This is a genomic window from Algibacter luteus, from assembly GCF_030344935.1.
Taxonomy (GTDB): domain Bacteria; phylum Bacteroidota; class Bacteroidia; order Flavobacteriales; family Flavobacteriaceae; genus Arenitalea; species Arenitalea lutea.
In genome coordinates, this window is the sequence record NZ_CP128313.1 from 237,945 (window position 1) to 250,761 (window position 12,817).

Consider the following 12,817-nt stretch of genomic DNA (forward strand, 5'->3'; position numbering starts at 1 on the left):
TTTGCATCTTAGATTAAGAAACAACTATGTATCTATTTTTAGCCTTAATTCAACAAGTTGATATTGAAGAAAAATTAAAAAACGCCCCAGACCAAGGTTATGAAATAGGCGTTTTTATAGGTTCTATGTTGCCTTTCGTTATACTAGTGGCATTAGCATATTTAATGTATCGATATAGTAAAAATAAAAACCAACAATAAAGCCTTATGGATATCATGTCGTTCGTCAGCGGAAACGGATTATTTCTAGTACTAGCTCTAGTGCTAATTATCGTATACTTTGTTAACAAAAGAAAAAGAAGATAATGGGAAACAACATTCGCATCACAAAACAGTTCTCTTTTGAAACCGGACATGCACTATACGGCTACGACGGAAAATGCAAAAACGTTCACGGACACAGTTACAAACTCTCGGTAACCGTAATTGGTAAACCCATAACTGACAATACAAACGTTAAATATGGTATGGTAATCGACTTTGGCGACCTTAAAAAAATTGTGAAAGAAGAAATTGTCAATGTCTTTGACCACGCCACCGTTTTCAACAAAAACACACCGCATGTCGAGTTAGCTAAAGAACTACAAGATCGCGGACACAATGTGTTACTAGTTGATTATCAACCAACTAGTGAGATGATGGTTTTAGACTTTGCCAAAAAAATAAGTAAACGCTTACCTAAACATATCAGTTTACATTCCTTAAAACTTCAAGAAACCGAAAGTTCGTTTGCCGAATGGTTTCAATACGATAATATTTAGGGCGCCTGCCTGTCCGCGGGCAGGTTCCCACAAGGGTCGGGCTTTCTGTTGCAAATCCTCGCTTCGTACCTCGCTGTGGGCTTTACAATGCAATCCCTAACACAAGCCTCTAGGTCAAATTAGCTTCAAGCACAAATATTCATGCATTTGTGGCTATTTTATTTATATTTACTTCATGAATATTCCAAAAGGGAAAAAAATATATTTCGCTTCAGATAACCATTTAGGAGCCCCTACCACAGAAGCTTCTTTTCCTCGCGAAAAGAAATTTGTAGCTTGGTTAGACGAAATAAAACAAGACGCTGCAGCTATTTTCCTTTTAGGCGATTTATTCGATTTTTGGTTTGAGTATAAAACCGTTGTTCCCAAGGGGTTTACCAGAACTTTAGGCAAACTTGCAGAAATTAGCGATTCTGGTATTCCTATACATTACTTTGTTGGAAATCACGACCTATGGATGAATGGTTATTTTGAAGAAGAACTAAACATACCTGTTTATCATAAACCTGAAGAATTCAAATTTAACGACAAGACTTTTTTTATAGGTCATGGCGATGGTTTAGGCCCTGGAGACAAAGGCTATAAGCGCATGAAAAAAGTATTTACTAATCCATTTTTTAAATGGGTTTTTAAATGGGCGCATCCAGATATTGGCATGCGCATAGCACAGTATTTTTCTGTAAAAAACAAACTCATTTCAGGCGATGATGATGCTAAATTTTTAGGTGAAGACCAAGAGTGGCTGGCTCAATATTGTAAACGCAAATTAGAAGACAAACATCGTGATTATTTCGTCTTCGGGCACAGGCATTTACCTTTAAAAATTAAACTCAATGAAAAGTCGACATATGTTAATCTTGGCGACTGGGTTCAGTATTATACTTATGGTGTTTTTGATGGTGAACAAATGGAATTAAAAGAATATTAATCTTCCTTTTCGTGTTCTTCTAAATCTTTGGTTAAATCTAATTTTCTAAACGACGGTGAAACTAACCCTGTAGTAACCGCAGTAATTAACGTCATGGTACCACCAAAAACAACAGCAGTTACGGTGCCCATAAGTTTTGCAGTAACACCACTTTCAAAAGCACCCAATTCATTTGAAGAGCCAACAAACATAGAGTTTACCGATGATACACGCCCACGCATATGGTCTGGAGTTTTTATCTGTAGTATTGTTTGGCGAATAACCATCGAAACACCATCAGTCATCCCACTAAAGAACAGTGCAAGAAGTGATATCCAAAATACAGACGACAGGCCAAAAACAATTATACACACCCCAAATCCAAAAACAGCAGCAATCAATTTCATTCCTGCATTTTTACTAATTGGAATATAAGCAGTAACCAACATTGTTAAAAATGCACCAACAGCAGGCGCAGCTCTAAGTACACCAAAGCCTTCGCTTCCTACTTTTAAAATATCTTGTGCAAAAACTGGTAACAGTGCAATAGCTCCACCAAATAAAACGGCAATCATATCTAGAGTCATCGCGCCTAAAATAGCTTTTGTTTTGAATACAAAACGAACGCCTTCTTTCAAGCTTTCAATAACCGGTTCGCCAATTTTGGGATTTAAAATAGGCTTCCTTTTTATTTGAAGCAATATGAAAAAAGAGAGTAATACCAAGCCAAAAATGATGCAAAGCGACCAATGCACCCCTATCCAGCTAATAAAAAAGCCTCCAAATGCGGGACCTAATACACTTGCCATTTGCCAAGTAGAACTATTCCATGTCGCAGCATTTGGGTATATTTTTTTAGGTACAATTAAAGCGACAAGCGAAAATATGGTTGGCCCAAAAAAGGAACGTAAAAAACCACCAAAAAACACTAAAGCATAAATAGAATATAAAATGGTTTTGGTAGTCCAATCGCCAACTACCTCATCCCAAGTTAAAAGAAACAAACCTAGACTGATTAAGGAAAACGCTGCTATACACGTTGCGAGTAAATTGCGCTTTTCTTTTTGATCTACTATATGGCCCGCAAAAAGCGCCATGGTAAAGGCAGGAATAATTTCCATAAGACCAATAATACCCAAAGAAAGTGGATCTTTAGTAAGGCTATACACTTGCCACTCAATAACAATAAATTGCATAGACCAACCAAAAACTAAAACAAATCGTACCAATAAAAAAATGTTAAACTCTTTTATTCGTAATGCTGCATAGGGATCGGTTTTTGCCATAATTTAGCTCCAGCGCTACTTTTGTTTTTTAATATCTCTTAATTTTAACTGTAAACTCACATTACCTCTCCATTCATTTTCATCAATAGAATAAACAGCTCTAAACGGTTTTCCTTCTGAAATCATTGTGAATTTGTCACCCATTCCAAAACCAATGCCTACCATTCTACTTGAAGATTCAGGTTGTGTAGCTGTAAGTCTTAAATGTGTTTTATCTTCTCCCACGCATTTACCATAACCTGTATCTATTAAATTTTCACTTATAAAAACAGGTGTCATGTTGTTTGGGCCAAAAGGCGCAAATTGCTTTAAAATTCTGTAGAATTTAGGTGTAATATCTTTTAAATCAATTTTAGCATCAATTTTTATTTCAGGTATTAGTAAATTTCTATCGATAGTGCGTGAAACCTCAGCTTCAAAAGCTTGTTTAAAAGCCTCATAATTTTTTTCTTCAAGGGTTAATCCTGCGGCATATTTATGACCTCCAAATTGCTCAATATATTCGCTACAGGCTTCCAAAGCATTATAAATATCAAAATCTCTTACCGATCGTGCAGATGCAGCTAATTTTTCGCCACTTTTAGTAAAAACTAATGTAGGTCTGTAATAAGTTTCTGTTAATCTAGAAGCTACAATTCCAATCACACCTTTATGCCAGTCTTTATGGTAAACTACTGTAGTAAGACGGTCTTGTTCGTTGTGCTCTTCAATTTGTTTTAGAGCCTCTTCGGTAATTTGTTTATCGGTTTCACGTCGGTCTAAATTATAGTCGTTAATTTCTGCCGCATATTTAGCAGCCATATCAGGCTCTTCTTCGGTTAATAAAGAAACAGCGTAATTTCCGTGCTTCATTCGGCCCGCTGCATTTATTCTTGGGGCTATTACAAAAACTACATCTGTAATTGTTAAACTCGTTTTTTCAACCTTATCTAATATGGCTTTTATTCCAGACCTAGGATTGGTGTTTATTACTTTCAAACCAAAATAAGCTAGCACTCTATTTTCTCCATCAATTGGAACAATATCCGCACCAATAGCAGTAGCGACTAAGTCTAAATATTCAGTTAAATCTTTGGCAGTTTTTCCTTCTTTTAAAGCCAAGGCTTGAATTAATTTAAAGCCAACACCGCAACCGCATAATTCTTTATAAGGATATTCACAATCTTCTTGTTTTGGGTCTAATACTGCCACAGCATCTGGTATTGTGTCACCAGGTCTGTGATGATCGCAAATAATAAAATCAATACCTAATGTTTTGGCATGGGCTATTTTTTCAACTGATTTAATACCACAGTCAAGCGCAATAATTAGAGAAAACTCATGTTCCAGCGCGAAGTTGATACCTTTATAAGAAATTCCATAACCCTCATCATATCTATTAGGAATGTATGTGTAAATGAGGTTGTGCTTTGTTTTTAAATAAGAAGACATTAACGCAACGGCAGTGGTTCCGTCAACATCATAGTCACCATAAACTAAAATATTTTCTTTATTAGCTATAGCTTGTTCAATACGCGCAACAGCTTTATCCATATCTTTCATAAGATACGGATCGTGTAAATCTTTTAAACTTGGTCTGAAAAATAATTTAGCATCTTTATAAGTTTCAATGCCTCTTTGCACTAAAAGTGTTGCTGTAATCGAATCAACTTGAAGCGCTTTTTGCAAGCCTTCAATTTTTTCTTTATCAGGTTTAGGTTTTAGTGTCCAACGCATCGAGAGAGTGATATTAATAAATTATGTTGTAATAGCTTAATTAGTGGAAGATTTTTTATTTTTTATGAAAGTGCGTTTCAATTTTTAATTCTGAAAATTGGCGAAACATTTCCATAACACCACAATACTTCTCGATGGATAAATCTACAGCTCTTTGTAATTTTTTTTCATTTAAATCATCTCCGTAAAAATAAAAATGCATAGCAACTTTGTCGTAATATTTTGGGTGTTCATCAGTTAAATTAGCTTCTATTTCAATATTGAAATCTTCAACATTTAACTTCATCTTTTTAATTAAAGCCGCAACATCTAACCCAGAACATCCTGCTAAACCAGAAAGCATTAACGCTTTTGGGCGGTAACCTTCGCCTTGACCTCCATTTTCTTCACCTGCGTCAATAAATAAGTTATGCCCTGACGGATTTGTGCTTTCAAACCTCATATTTCCTAACCATTTTGTACTAACCTTTACTGCCATTGTTATATTTTTTGTTTCTTGTAGTATTATTTTTTAATTAAATTGAAAAACAAAAACATCTTTAACGGCACTATTTCTCGATAGAATAATTGCCCTGATGTTTCGTATAAGTATCAAAAATACTACAAAAAAAACAACTATGCCTTTAGTAACACCATTATCTGCCAATCATGATTTAGAAACCAAGGAACTCGCTGAGTTTTTCAATGAAACCTTAGGTTTTTGTCCCAATTCGGTATTGACCATGCAACGTCGTCCTGCTATTAGCAAGGCTTTTATTAATTTGAATAAGGCAGTTATGGCCAATGAAGGCAGAGTCACATCAGCATTAAAACGGATGATTGCATGGGTGTCAAGTAATGCTACGGGCTGCAGATATTGTCAGGCACATGCCATACGTGCGGCAGAGCGTTACGGTGCAGAACAAGAACAACTAGATAATATTTGGAAATACCGAACACATCCTGCTTTTAACGAAGCTGAACGTGCTGCGCTAGATTTTAGTTTAGCCGCAAGCCAAGTGCCAAATGCCGTAGATGAAAACATTAAAAAACAATTATACAAATACTGGGATGAAGGTGAAATTGTTGAAATGTTGGGTGTAATTTCTTTGTTTGGATATTTAAACAGATGGAATGACTCTATGGGAACAAGTATTGAAGACGGTGCTGTAGAAAGCGGTGAACAGTACTTAGGCAAACATGGTTGGGAAAAGGGGAAGCATATTTAATTCCTGCGAAAGCAGGAATCTCTTGAGGTGTATCGAGATTTTTTATTAGCCACGAAAACACGAATAATTTTTTTGAACCTTTCCAGAAATGGGGAGGTTTTTTTTAATGAATTTAATAAAAAATTCATGTCTTAAACTGTTTGAGGTTAATGATATAGTTTAGTATAAATAAGTTAGACCAAATCATATTGAAGAATAGAGGCATTTAAAAAACTACATTTTCCTACCTTTGAAACCCTATGAACGAGCATTTCAAATCAATTATTCTGCAAAACACTGGTGCGTCTTCTTTATTTGAAAAAGAAGTCATTCAGGAATTATGGAGTGGTTATGGTAAAATTATACGTATTTCATTAGAAAATTCTACTTTAGATAGCGTTATTGTTAAACATGTGCAATTACCTAGGCGTCATAATCACCCTCGAGGATGGAATACAGATATTGGTCATCAAAGAAAATTAAAATCTTATGAAGTAGAAACCACTTGGTATGAGCTGCACAGTAAAAATAGTATGGCACGCTTACCAAAGTGTTTTGCTATTGAAAGTCAACATGACGAAACATTAATAGTACTTGAAGACTTAGATAAAGCAGGTTTCCCACTACGAAAACAAAACGTAACATGGCAAGATATAGAAACTTGTTTAGAGTGGTTGGCACAATTTCATGCAAGTTATTTAGGTAAAGTTCCAAACGGGCTTTGGGAAGTTGGCACCTATTGGCATTTGGAAACTAGGCCTCAAGAACTAGAGGTTTTACAAGATAAAGCATTGAAAAATGCTGCTGTAGCCATTAACAATAAACTGAATAGCTGTAACTTTAAAACATTTGTTCATGGCGATGCTAAATTGGCGAACTTCTGTTTTTCTGAAAATGGACAAGTTGCAGGAGTAGATTTTCAATATGTAGGCGGTGGATGTGGTATGAAAGATGTAGCCTATTTCGTTGGAAGTTGCCTTAATGAAAGTGATTGCGAACGTTTAGAATCAAAACTATTAGACACCTACTTTACACATTTACATAAAGCTCTTGGTAAAAAAAATGAAGCACTTGAAAATGAATGGCGCCCTTTATATCGTGTGGCTTGGGCAGATTTTCATCGCTTTTTAAAAGGTTGGAGCCCTAGCCATTGGAAAATTAATACTTATAGTGAACGTATAACTACTGAAGTCATTAAAAACATACAGTAATGGATTTACAACATTTAGCAAATATAGCTATTGAAGCTGCACTTTCTGCTGGAAAAATTATTCAGAAGTACATAAATGAAAACATTATTGTGGAGAAAAAAGTAGCAGGATCTAATTATGCTTCTCAAGTAGTTACAAAAGTAGATCGTGAATGTGAACGTGTTATTTTATCCCATTTAAAGCCAACTTGTAAAGCGCTTGATATTGGCTTATTATCAGAAGAAACGGAAGATGATGGCAGCCGATTTGAAAAAGATTTCTTTTGGTGCATAGACCCATTGGATGGTACACTAGCATTTATTAATAAACAACCTGGGTTTTCTGTTGCTATTGCTTTAATTGCAAAAGATGGAACACCTGTAATTGGCGTTGTGTTTGATCCGAGTACGGAAACATTATACCATGCCATAAAAAGAAACGGAGTTTATAAAAATAGAATGCCTTGGACCATTAAAAATACGAATGACTATTTGACTTACTTGACGGATAAAAAACTAAGAGATACACCTAAGTTTACTGAAATACAAGAAATACTTTGCAAATATGAAGTTAACTTGGGATTAAAAGGAATTAAAGAAATCTCAGGAGCAGGTGCAGTAATGAATGCTATTTTTGTTTTAGATAACGGACCTGCATGTTTTTTAAAGCTCCCAAAAAAAGAAGTTGGAGGAGGCAGTATTTGGGACTTTGCCGCTACAGCTTGTATTTACCACGAACTCGGTTTACCAGCAACAAATTTTAATGGTGGAGCATTAGATTTAAATAAAAAGGATGGTACTTTTATGAATCATCAAGGTGTTTATTATTCCAATACATAATAATGTTTGGTTAAATCATTTTTTTGATTCTTTCCCTCAACACCGGCAACACCTCAACCTCAAACCAAGGGTTTTTAGTCAACCAAAACCTATTTCGTGGGCTTGGGTGTGGCAAGGGCAGATATTGAGGTAAATATTCTTGAAAATTATCAACTGTTTCAGTCAATGTTTTTTTAGCATTTTTTTCCAAATAATACTTTTGAGCATACATGCCTATTAAAATAACCAACTCCACATTTTTTAGTTCATCAAATAAAGGTTTATGCCATTGTGGTGCACATTCTGGTCGTGGTGGTAAATCGCCTGTTTTACCTTTTCCTGGGTAGCAAAAACCCATGGGGATAATGGCGAACTTGGTTTCATCGTAAAAATCTTCTTCAGACACATTGAGCCATTTACGCAATTGTTTGCCGCTAGCATCGTCCCAAGGAACTCCAGAAGCATGTACTTTTGTACCTGGTGCTTGTCCTATAATAACGATTTTAGCTTCAGGATGTGCTGTAACTACAGGTCGCGGACCTAAAGCCAAATGCGATTTACAAATGGTGCATTGTTTTATTTGGTTGAGTAAATCTTGCATGTGATGTAAGATTCTGAATCGCGTTTTATATGATATCGATTTGTTTATTTTTCCACCAATGGTTCTCCCTTAAAACTCAAGCCTTCAAAACCTGTTTTCATAAAATTTCTGATATTTTGATGTCCGTTACCGTTTGGGTCTTTTAACACATCATCAAAATAATATTGTCCAAAACAGGCTAATGTTTCTTCTTTAGATAAGCCTTGTACTTTTGCGAATGCAAACAATTGACAAGAACCTGAATTTTGTCCTACGGCATTATCTAAAGCCCCATTTTTAAAAGCTGTGGGGTTAAAACTGTAGTTGGTTTCTATAACATTCATGGTTTCAGAAAACTCAATTTGTTCGGGACTTTCTTTTAACTTTTTCTTGAAAGATGTAATATTCATTTTATGTTAAATTCTATTTGCTTTTTCCGCCAACAACCACAACAATCTCACCTTTTGGTGGTTTGTTTGTATAATATTCTAAAACTTCTTTAGCGCTTCCGCGAATGGTTTCTTCGAAAAGCTTGGTTAATTCACGTGATACAGAAACGAGACGGTCTTCGCCAAAATATTCACAAAAATGACCTAAGGTTTTTACCAGTTTATGAGGGCTTTCGTAAAATATCATGGTTCTGGTTTCTTCGGCTAATAATAATAGTCGGGTTTGGCGTCCTTTTTTTACGGGTAAAAAGCCTTCAAAAACAAACTTATCATTTGGTAAGCCAGAATTTACCAATGCAGGCACAAAAGCTGTTGCTCCTGGTAAACATTCTATATCTATTCCATTTTCTATACAGGCACGAGAAAGTAAAAAACCAGGATCTGAAATAGCCGGTGTTCCTGCATCGCTGATGAGGGCAATCGAAGTACCACTTTTTAGTTTCTGAATGATGTTTTCAACCGTTTTATGCTCATTATGCATATGATGCGATTGCATGTGCGTTGAAATTTCGAAATGCTTTAATAATTTCCCTGAAGTTCTGGTATCTTCTGCTAAAATTAAATCGACTTCTTTTAGTACTTCTATGGCTCTAAAGGTGATGTCCTTTAAATTTCCAATGGGAGTTGGAACGATAAATAATTTACTCATATGTGTTAGTGATTGCCGTGGTTAGCTTTTGGCGAGGCGCGCATCGAGCCAAAACTATGAACAAAAAGCACGACCGCGCTTTTTTTGCGCGGTAACACCATAGTTTTAATTAAACTTAGCTTCTATAATTTCTAAAAATCGCTCTTCGAATTCTTCTTTTCCTTCCCAATTGTTATAATCTGGTTTTACGATAGTTTCAATAAAATGTTTTGCTTCGTTATAGGTAGTAATGGTGTTAAGTTGCGATAAAACTCTGTTATAATCTTCGGTTTCGCCATTAAAAAGGTGCTTGATAAAGGCAATTTTATCATTTAGCCCAATTTTAAAACCACCATTTTTGAGAGCATCATTTAAAGATTTTTTACCGTTTGAAACTCCATTTTGGGTTTTTGTAATAGGCTCGAAAACTGGTGTTTCTTCAAATCCAGCAGTAATATCTTCTAGGTCGTGCCTTTTTATAGGGGTTTTAGGGATAGCCTCTTCAAATACGGTTTCTATCTGCTCAGTTTCATCTGGCATAAACTCTACCATGTCTTTAATTTTATTCATAACAGGTTCCATTATGGCATCGTCTTCAACATCGTCAAGATTTATGTATATTTTGTCTTCAACCTCGATATTGTCGCTAATTTTGTTGTTAAAAGCGGTGTCAAGCATACCAAAAAAAGACGAGTCGTTGCCAATTGTAGGCAAGTCGCCTTCAAAATTTTCGTGTGCAAATTTGAGCACAGAAAGTTTTTCGTAAAGCGCAGTAACTTCAGCATGCATTTTTATGACATCTTCTTTCCCTTTCAATTTGAGAATTCTATGTGCGATACTGACAAGTTCAGATTCCAGCTTCTTCTTCATTGTTTATAAATTTTTAATTAATGCACTTTAGCTTTTTGATTTTTAATAAATTTGCGTCACCTTTATACAAACGATAAATTGCTTTCTTTTAGTGTTAAAATTACGAAATGTTTCTTGAAAATACAGTAAATCATAAAGAACAATTTGGATGGATTGAAGTTATCTGTGGTTCCATGTTCTCTGGAAAAACCGAAGAATTAATCCGTAGGCTTAAGCGTGCGCAATTCGCAAGACAGAAAGTTGAGATTTTTAAACCTGCCATAGACGTGCGTTATGATGAGGATATGGTTGTTTCTCATGATGCTAACGAAATACGCTCTACACCTGTACCTGCAGCCGCTAACATTCCTATTTTGGCCGATGGGTGTGATGTTGTTGGTATTGATGAAGCTCAGTTTTTTGATGATGAAATTGTTCGAGTTTGTAACGATTTAGCAAATAAAGGAGTGCGTGTTATTGTAGCTGGCTTAGATATGGATTTTAAAGGCAATCCTTTTGGCCCCATGCCCAATTTAATGGCCACGGCAGAATATGTTACTAAAGTTCATGCCGTTTGCACCAGAACTGGAAATCTAGCGCAATATAGTTATAGAAAAAATCAAAATGACAACTTAGTATTACTTGGTGAGGTTAATGAATACGAGCCATTAAGTAGAGCCGCTTATTATAAGGCGATGCTACGTGATAAGGTAAGAAATATGAAGGTAAATGAAGCCGAAGAAATTATTAATAAGCCAAAAGACTCCAATGCCTAAAGCACAACAAACGGTGCTTGAAATTGACTTACAAGCATTGAAGCATAATTTTGAATATCTCAAATCTAAATTACAACCTAATACTAAATTTTTAGCAGTTGTAAAGGCGTTTGCTTATGGAAGTGATGCCCATAAAATTGCACAATTTTTACAAGAATTAAATGCCGATTATTTTGCTGTGGCCTACACTAATGAAGGTGTTGAACTGAGAGAAGCTGGTATTACTAAACCCATTTTAGTTTTGCATCCGCAAACTGTAAATTTTAAAGTACTTATTGAACACTGTTTAGAGCCTAGTATTTATAGTTCTAAAATTTTAAATGAGTTTATTGATGTGGCTTCCAAGGAAAATCAAACCAATTATCCTATTCATATTAAATTCAACACGGGTTTAAACCGGTTAGGGTTTTCTCAAAATGAAACTGATGGAATTGTTTCAAAATTGAAAAACACCAAAGTGGTGAAAGCAAAATCAATATTTTCACATTTAGCGGCTAGTGAAGATTTAAATGAAAAAGATTTTACAATAAGTCAAATATTAACATTCAAAGAGATTGCCAAAAGTTTTGAGAAAGGCATCGGTTATAAACCATGGCTTCATATGTGTAATACATCTGGTATATTAAATTATCCTGAAGCCCACTTTGATATGGTAAGGAGTGGCATTGGTTTGTATGGCTTTGGGAATTCAGAAAAAGAAAATAAAAATTTTAAACCCATTGGCACTTTAAAGACCATTATTTCCCAAATTCATACAGTAAAAAAAGGCGAATCTGTAGGTTATAATCGTGCCTATAAAAGTGATACGGTGCTAAAAACAGCCACTTTGCCGATTGGTCATGCTGATGGCATTGGAAGGCAATATGGAAAAGGCAAAGGGTTTGTAACTATAAATGGACAGAAAGCACCCATTGTTGGAAATGTTTGTATGGATATGATTATGGTAGATGTTTCAAATATTGATTGTAATGAAGGTGATGAAGTTATTGTTTTTGGCAAAAATACAACCGCGGAAAACCTAGCTATTACCGCTGAAACTATTTCATACGAACTTATTACTGCTGTATCTCAGCGGGTTAAAAGAATATTTACCGAATAAAAAAGACAACTCTAGTGTGGTAGTTAACCTTCTGTTTTAGTCTATAATTTCCTTTATGTGACTTTTTTAATTATCTTGGTCTAAGTAATATAACCATTAAATCAAATTAAAATGTTAAAAGAGTTTAAAGATTTTATCATGACGGGTAACGTTGTGGAATTTGCCGTAGCTGTAATAATGGCAGGAGCTATAGGAAGTGTTGTTAACGGATTTGTTAGTAACATAGTTATGCCAGTTGTTGGTCACTTTTCAGGTGGGATGGATTTCTCGCAGATGAAAGTTGTACTTGACGAAGCTGTTGTTGATGCTGCCGGTGCAGTAGTTACACCAGAAAATGCCATTATGTGGGGTTCTTGGGTTAACACTATTGTTAATTTAATAATTGTAGGTTTAGTGATGTTTTTAATCATTAAGGCATACAACAAAACTAAAAAACCAGTAGAAGAAGCTCCAGCTGAACCTGCAGGACCTTCTCAAGAAGATTTACTCGCTGAGATAAGAGATTTGCTTAAAAAATAACAATCTGTTAAATAAATAACAACCTGTTATTTGTTGTTAAAAAGCCCCTGTTT

16 protein-coding genes are annotated in these 12,817 nt (G+C 35.2%); 9 read left to right on the top strand and 7 right to left on the bottom strand.

What is annotated here, in order from left to right; all coding sequences use genetic code 11:
* The first annotated feature begins 26 nt into the window (after window positions 1-26).
* The 3 genes from O5O44_RS01040 (at window position 27) to O5O44_RS01050 (ending at window position 1,688) form a co-directional block, all read left to right on the top strand.
* Window positions 27-200, top strand: coding sequence for a hypothetical protein (locus O5O44_RS01040; protein WP_019386879.1), 174 nt, complete (start codon window positions 27-29; stop codon window positions 198-200).
* Between the two features lie 104 nt (window positions 201-304).
* Entirely contained in the window at window positions 305-760 is a 456-nt protein-coding gene (locus tag O5O44_RS01045; protein WP_019386880.1) for a 6-pyruvoyl trahydropterin synthase family protein, read from the top strand.
* A 175-nt stretch (window positions 761-935) separates the two neighbouring features.
* Window positions 936-1,688, top strand: coding sequence for a UDP-2,3-diacylglucosamine diphosphatase (locus O5O44_RS01050; protein ID WP_289195378.1), 753 nt, complete (start codon window positions 936-938; stop codon window positions 1,686-1,688).
* Here O5O44_RS01050 and O5O44_RS01055 read toward each other — a convergent pair.
* Genes O5O44_RS01055 through O5O44_RS01065 form a run of 3 tightly spaced genes read right to left on the bottom strand, consistent with a single transcriptional unit; the run spans window position 1,685 to window position 5,147 of the window.
* Window positions 1,685-2,953 carry an MFS transporter gene (locus O5O44_RS01055; RefSeq protein ID WP_019386882.1) on the bottom strand — a complete coding sequence of 423 codons (1,269 nt, stop codon included), beginning with the start codon at window positions 2,951-2,953 and terminating at the stop codon, window positions 1,685-1,687. The genes O5O44_RS01050 and O5O44_RS01055 overlap by 4 nt on opposite strands.
* A gap of 15 nt (window positions 2,954-2,968) precedes the next feature.
* Complete coding sequence (gene recJ / locus O5O44_RS01060; RefSeq protein WP_289195379.1) at window positions 2,969-4,669, bottom strand: single-stranded-DNA-specific exonuclease RecJ; 1,701 nt, start codon at window positions 4,667-4,669, stop codon at window positions 2,969-2,971.
* Between the two features lie 55 nt (window positions 4,670-4,724).
* Window positions 4,725-5,147, bottom strand: coding sequence for an OsmC family protein (locus O5O44_RS01065; RefSeq protein ID WP_289195380.1), 423 nt, complete (start codon window positions 5,145-5,147; stop codon window positions 4,725-4,727).
* Between the two features lie 139 nt (window positions 5,148-5,286).
* On the opposite strand from O5O44_RS01065, the gene O5O44_RS01070 reads away from it, so the two are divergent.
* The 3 genes from O5O44_RS01070 (at window position 5,287) to O5O44_RS01080 (ending at window position 7,885) form a co-directional block, all read left to right on the top strand.
* Window positions 5,287-5,877, top strand: coding sequence for a carboxymuconolactone decarboxylase family protein (locus O5O44_RS01070; RefSeq protein ID WP_289195381.1), 591 nt, complete (start codon window positions 5,287-5,289; stop codon window positions 5,875-5,877).
* Window positions 5,878-6,116: 239 nt separating this feature from the next.
* Window positions 6,117-7,067, top strand: coding sequence for an oxidoreductase family protein (locus O5O44_RS01075; RefSeq protein WP_289195382.1), 951 nt, complete (start codon window positions 6,117-6,119; stop codon window positions 7,065-7,067).
* Window positions 7,067-7,885: a 3'(2'),5'-bisphosphate nucleotidase CysQ family protein gene (locus tag O5O44_RS01080; protein WP_289195383.1), complete on the top strand. Its 819-nt coding sequence runs from the start codon at window positions 7,067-7,069 to the stop codon at window positions 7,883-7,885. Before O5O44_RS01075 ends, O5O44_RS01080 begins: the two co-directional genes overlap by 1 nt.
* A gap of 10 nt (window positions 7,886-7,895) precedes the next feature.
* Here the strand turns inward: O5O44_RS01080 and O5O44_RS01085 are convergent, their stop codons facing one another.
* The 4 genes from O5O44_RS01085 to O5O44_RS01100 form a co-directional block, all read right to left on the bottom strand.
* Window positions 7,896-8,465: a uracil-DNA glycosylase family protein gene (locus O5O44_RS01085; protein WP_019386888.1), complete on the bottom strand. Its 570-nt coding sequence runs from the start codon at window positions 8,463-8,465 to the stop codon at window positions 7,896-7,898.
* 44 nt (window positions 8,466-8,509) lie between these two features.
* On the bottom strand, window positions 8,510-8,854 hold the full coding sequence (locus tag O5O44_RS01090) for a HopJ type III effector protein (RefSeq protein ID WP_289195384.1): 345 nt from the start codon (window positions 8,852-8,854) through the stop codon (window positions 8,510-8,512).
* Between the two features lie 13 nt (window positions 8,855-8,867).
* Complete coding sequence (gene rsmI / locus O5O44_RS01095; RefSeq protein WP_289195385.1) at window positions 8,868-9,542, bottom strand: 16S rRNA (cytidine(1402)-2'-O)-methyltransferase; 675 nt, start codon at window positions 9,540-9,542, stop codon at window positions 8,868-8,870.
* Window positions 9,543-9,647: 105 nt separating this feature from the next.
* Window positions 9,648-10,391 carry a DUF8457 domain-containing protein gene (locus tag O5O44_RS01100; protein WP_289195386.1) on the bottom strand — a complete coding sequence of 248 codons (744 nt, stop codon included), beginning with the start codon at window positions 10,389-10,391 and terminating at the stop codon, window positions 9,648-9,650.
* A gap of 107 nt (window positions 10,392-10,498) precedes the next feature.
* Here O5O44_RS01100 and O5O44_RS01105 point away from each other — a divergent pair, with 107 nt between their 5' ends.
* The 3 genes from O5O44_RS01105 to mscL all read left to right on the top strand — a co-directional run bounded on the left by O5O44_RS01105 (window position 10,499) and on the right by mscL (window position 12,764).
* Window positions 10,499-11,146, top strand: a complete 648-nt coding sequence (locus tag O5O44_RS01105) for a thymidine kinase (RefSeq protein ID WP_019386892.1) — start codon at window positions 10,499-10,501, stop codon at window positions 11,144-11,146.
* Window positions 11,139-12,245 carry an alanine racemase gene (gene alr, locus O5O44_RS01110; RefSeq protein WP_289196456.1) on the top strand — a complete coding sequence of 369 codons (1,107 nt, stop codon included), beginning with the start codon at window positions 11,139-11,141 and terminating at the stop codon, window positions 12,243-12,245. The genes O5O44_RS01105 and alr overlap by 8 nt, the downstream gene beginning before the upstream one ends.
* A gap of 111 nt (window positions 12,246-12,356) precedes the next feature.
* Complete coding sequence (gene mscL / locus O5O44_RS01115) at window positions 12,357-12,764, top strand: large conductance mechanosensitive channel protein MscL (protein ID WP_289195387.1); 408 nt, start codon at window positions 12,357-12,359, stop codon at window positions 12,762-12,764.
* Window positions 12,765-12,817 lie beyond the last annotated feature (53 nt).

Bases quoted from the DNA above. Each gene is read 5' to 3' on its own strand.
- O5O44_RS01050 (WP_289195378.1), top strand. From the start codon at position 936: ATGAATATTCCAAAAGGGAAAAAAATATATTTCGCTTCAGATAACCAT.
- O5O44_RS01090 (WP_289195384.1), bottom strand. From the start codon at position 8,854: ATGAATATTACATCTTTCAAGAAAAAGTTAAAAGAAAGTCCCGAACAA.
- O5O44_RS01085 (WP_019386888.1), bottom strand. From the start codon at position 8,465: ATGCAAGATTTACTCAACCAAATAAAACAATGCACCATTTGTAAATCG.
- O5O44_RS01070 (WP_289195381.1), top strand. From the start codon at position 5,287: ATGCCTTTAGTAACACCATTATCTGCCAATCATGATTTAGAAACCAAG.
- O5O44_RS01040 (WP_019386879.1), top strand. From the start codon at position 27: ATGTATCTATTTTTAGCCTTAATTCAACAAGTTGATATTGAAGAAAAA.
- alr (WP_289196456.1), top strand. From the start codon at position 11,139: ATGCCTAAAGCACAACAAACGGTGCTTGAAATTGACTTACAAGCATTG.
- O5O44_RS01105 (WP_019386892.1), top strand. From the start codon at position 10,499: ATGTTTCTTGAAAATACAGTAAATCATAAAGAACAATTTGGATGGATT.
- O5O44_RS01045 (WP_019386880.1), top strand. From the start codon at position 305: ATGGGAAACAACATTCGCATCACAAAACAGTTCTCTTTTGAAACCGGA.
- recJ (WP_289195379.1), bottom strand. From the start codon at position 4,669: ATGCGTTGGACACTAAAACCTAAACCTGATAAAGAAAAAATTGAAGGC.
- O5O44_RS01055 (WP_019386882.1), bottom strand. From the start codon at position 2,953: ATGGCAAAAACCGATCCCTATGCAGCATTACGAATAAAAGAGTTTAAC.
- O5O44_RS01065 (WP_289195380.1), bottom strand. From the start codon at position 5,147: ATGGCAGTAAAGGTTAGTACAAAATGGTTAGGAAATATGAGGTTTGAA.
- O5O44_RS01080 (WP_289195383.1), top strand. From the start codon at position 7,067: ATGGATTTACAACATTTAGCAAATATAGCTATTGAAGCTGCACTTTCT.
- O5O44_RS01100 (WP_289195386.1), bottom strand. From the start codon at position 10,391: ATGAAGAAGAAGCTGGAATCTGAACTTGTCAGTATCGCACATAGAATT.
- mscL (WP_289195387.1), top strand. From the start codon at position 12,357: ATGTTAAAAGAGTTTAAAGATTTTATCATGACGGGTAACGTTGTGGAA.
- O5O44_RS01075 (WP_289195382.1), top strand. From the start codon at position 6,117: ATGAACGAGCATTTCAAATCAATTATTCTGCAAAACACTGGTGCGTCT.
- rsmI (WP_289195385.1), bottom strand. From the start codon at position 9,542: ATGAGTAAATTATTTATCGTTCCAACTCCCATTGGAAATTTAAAGGAC.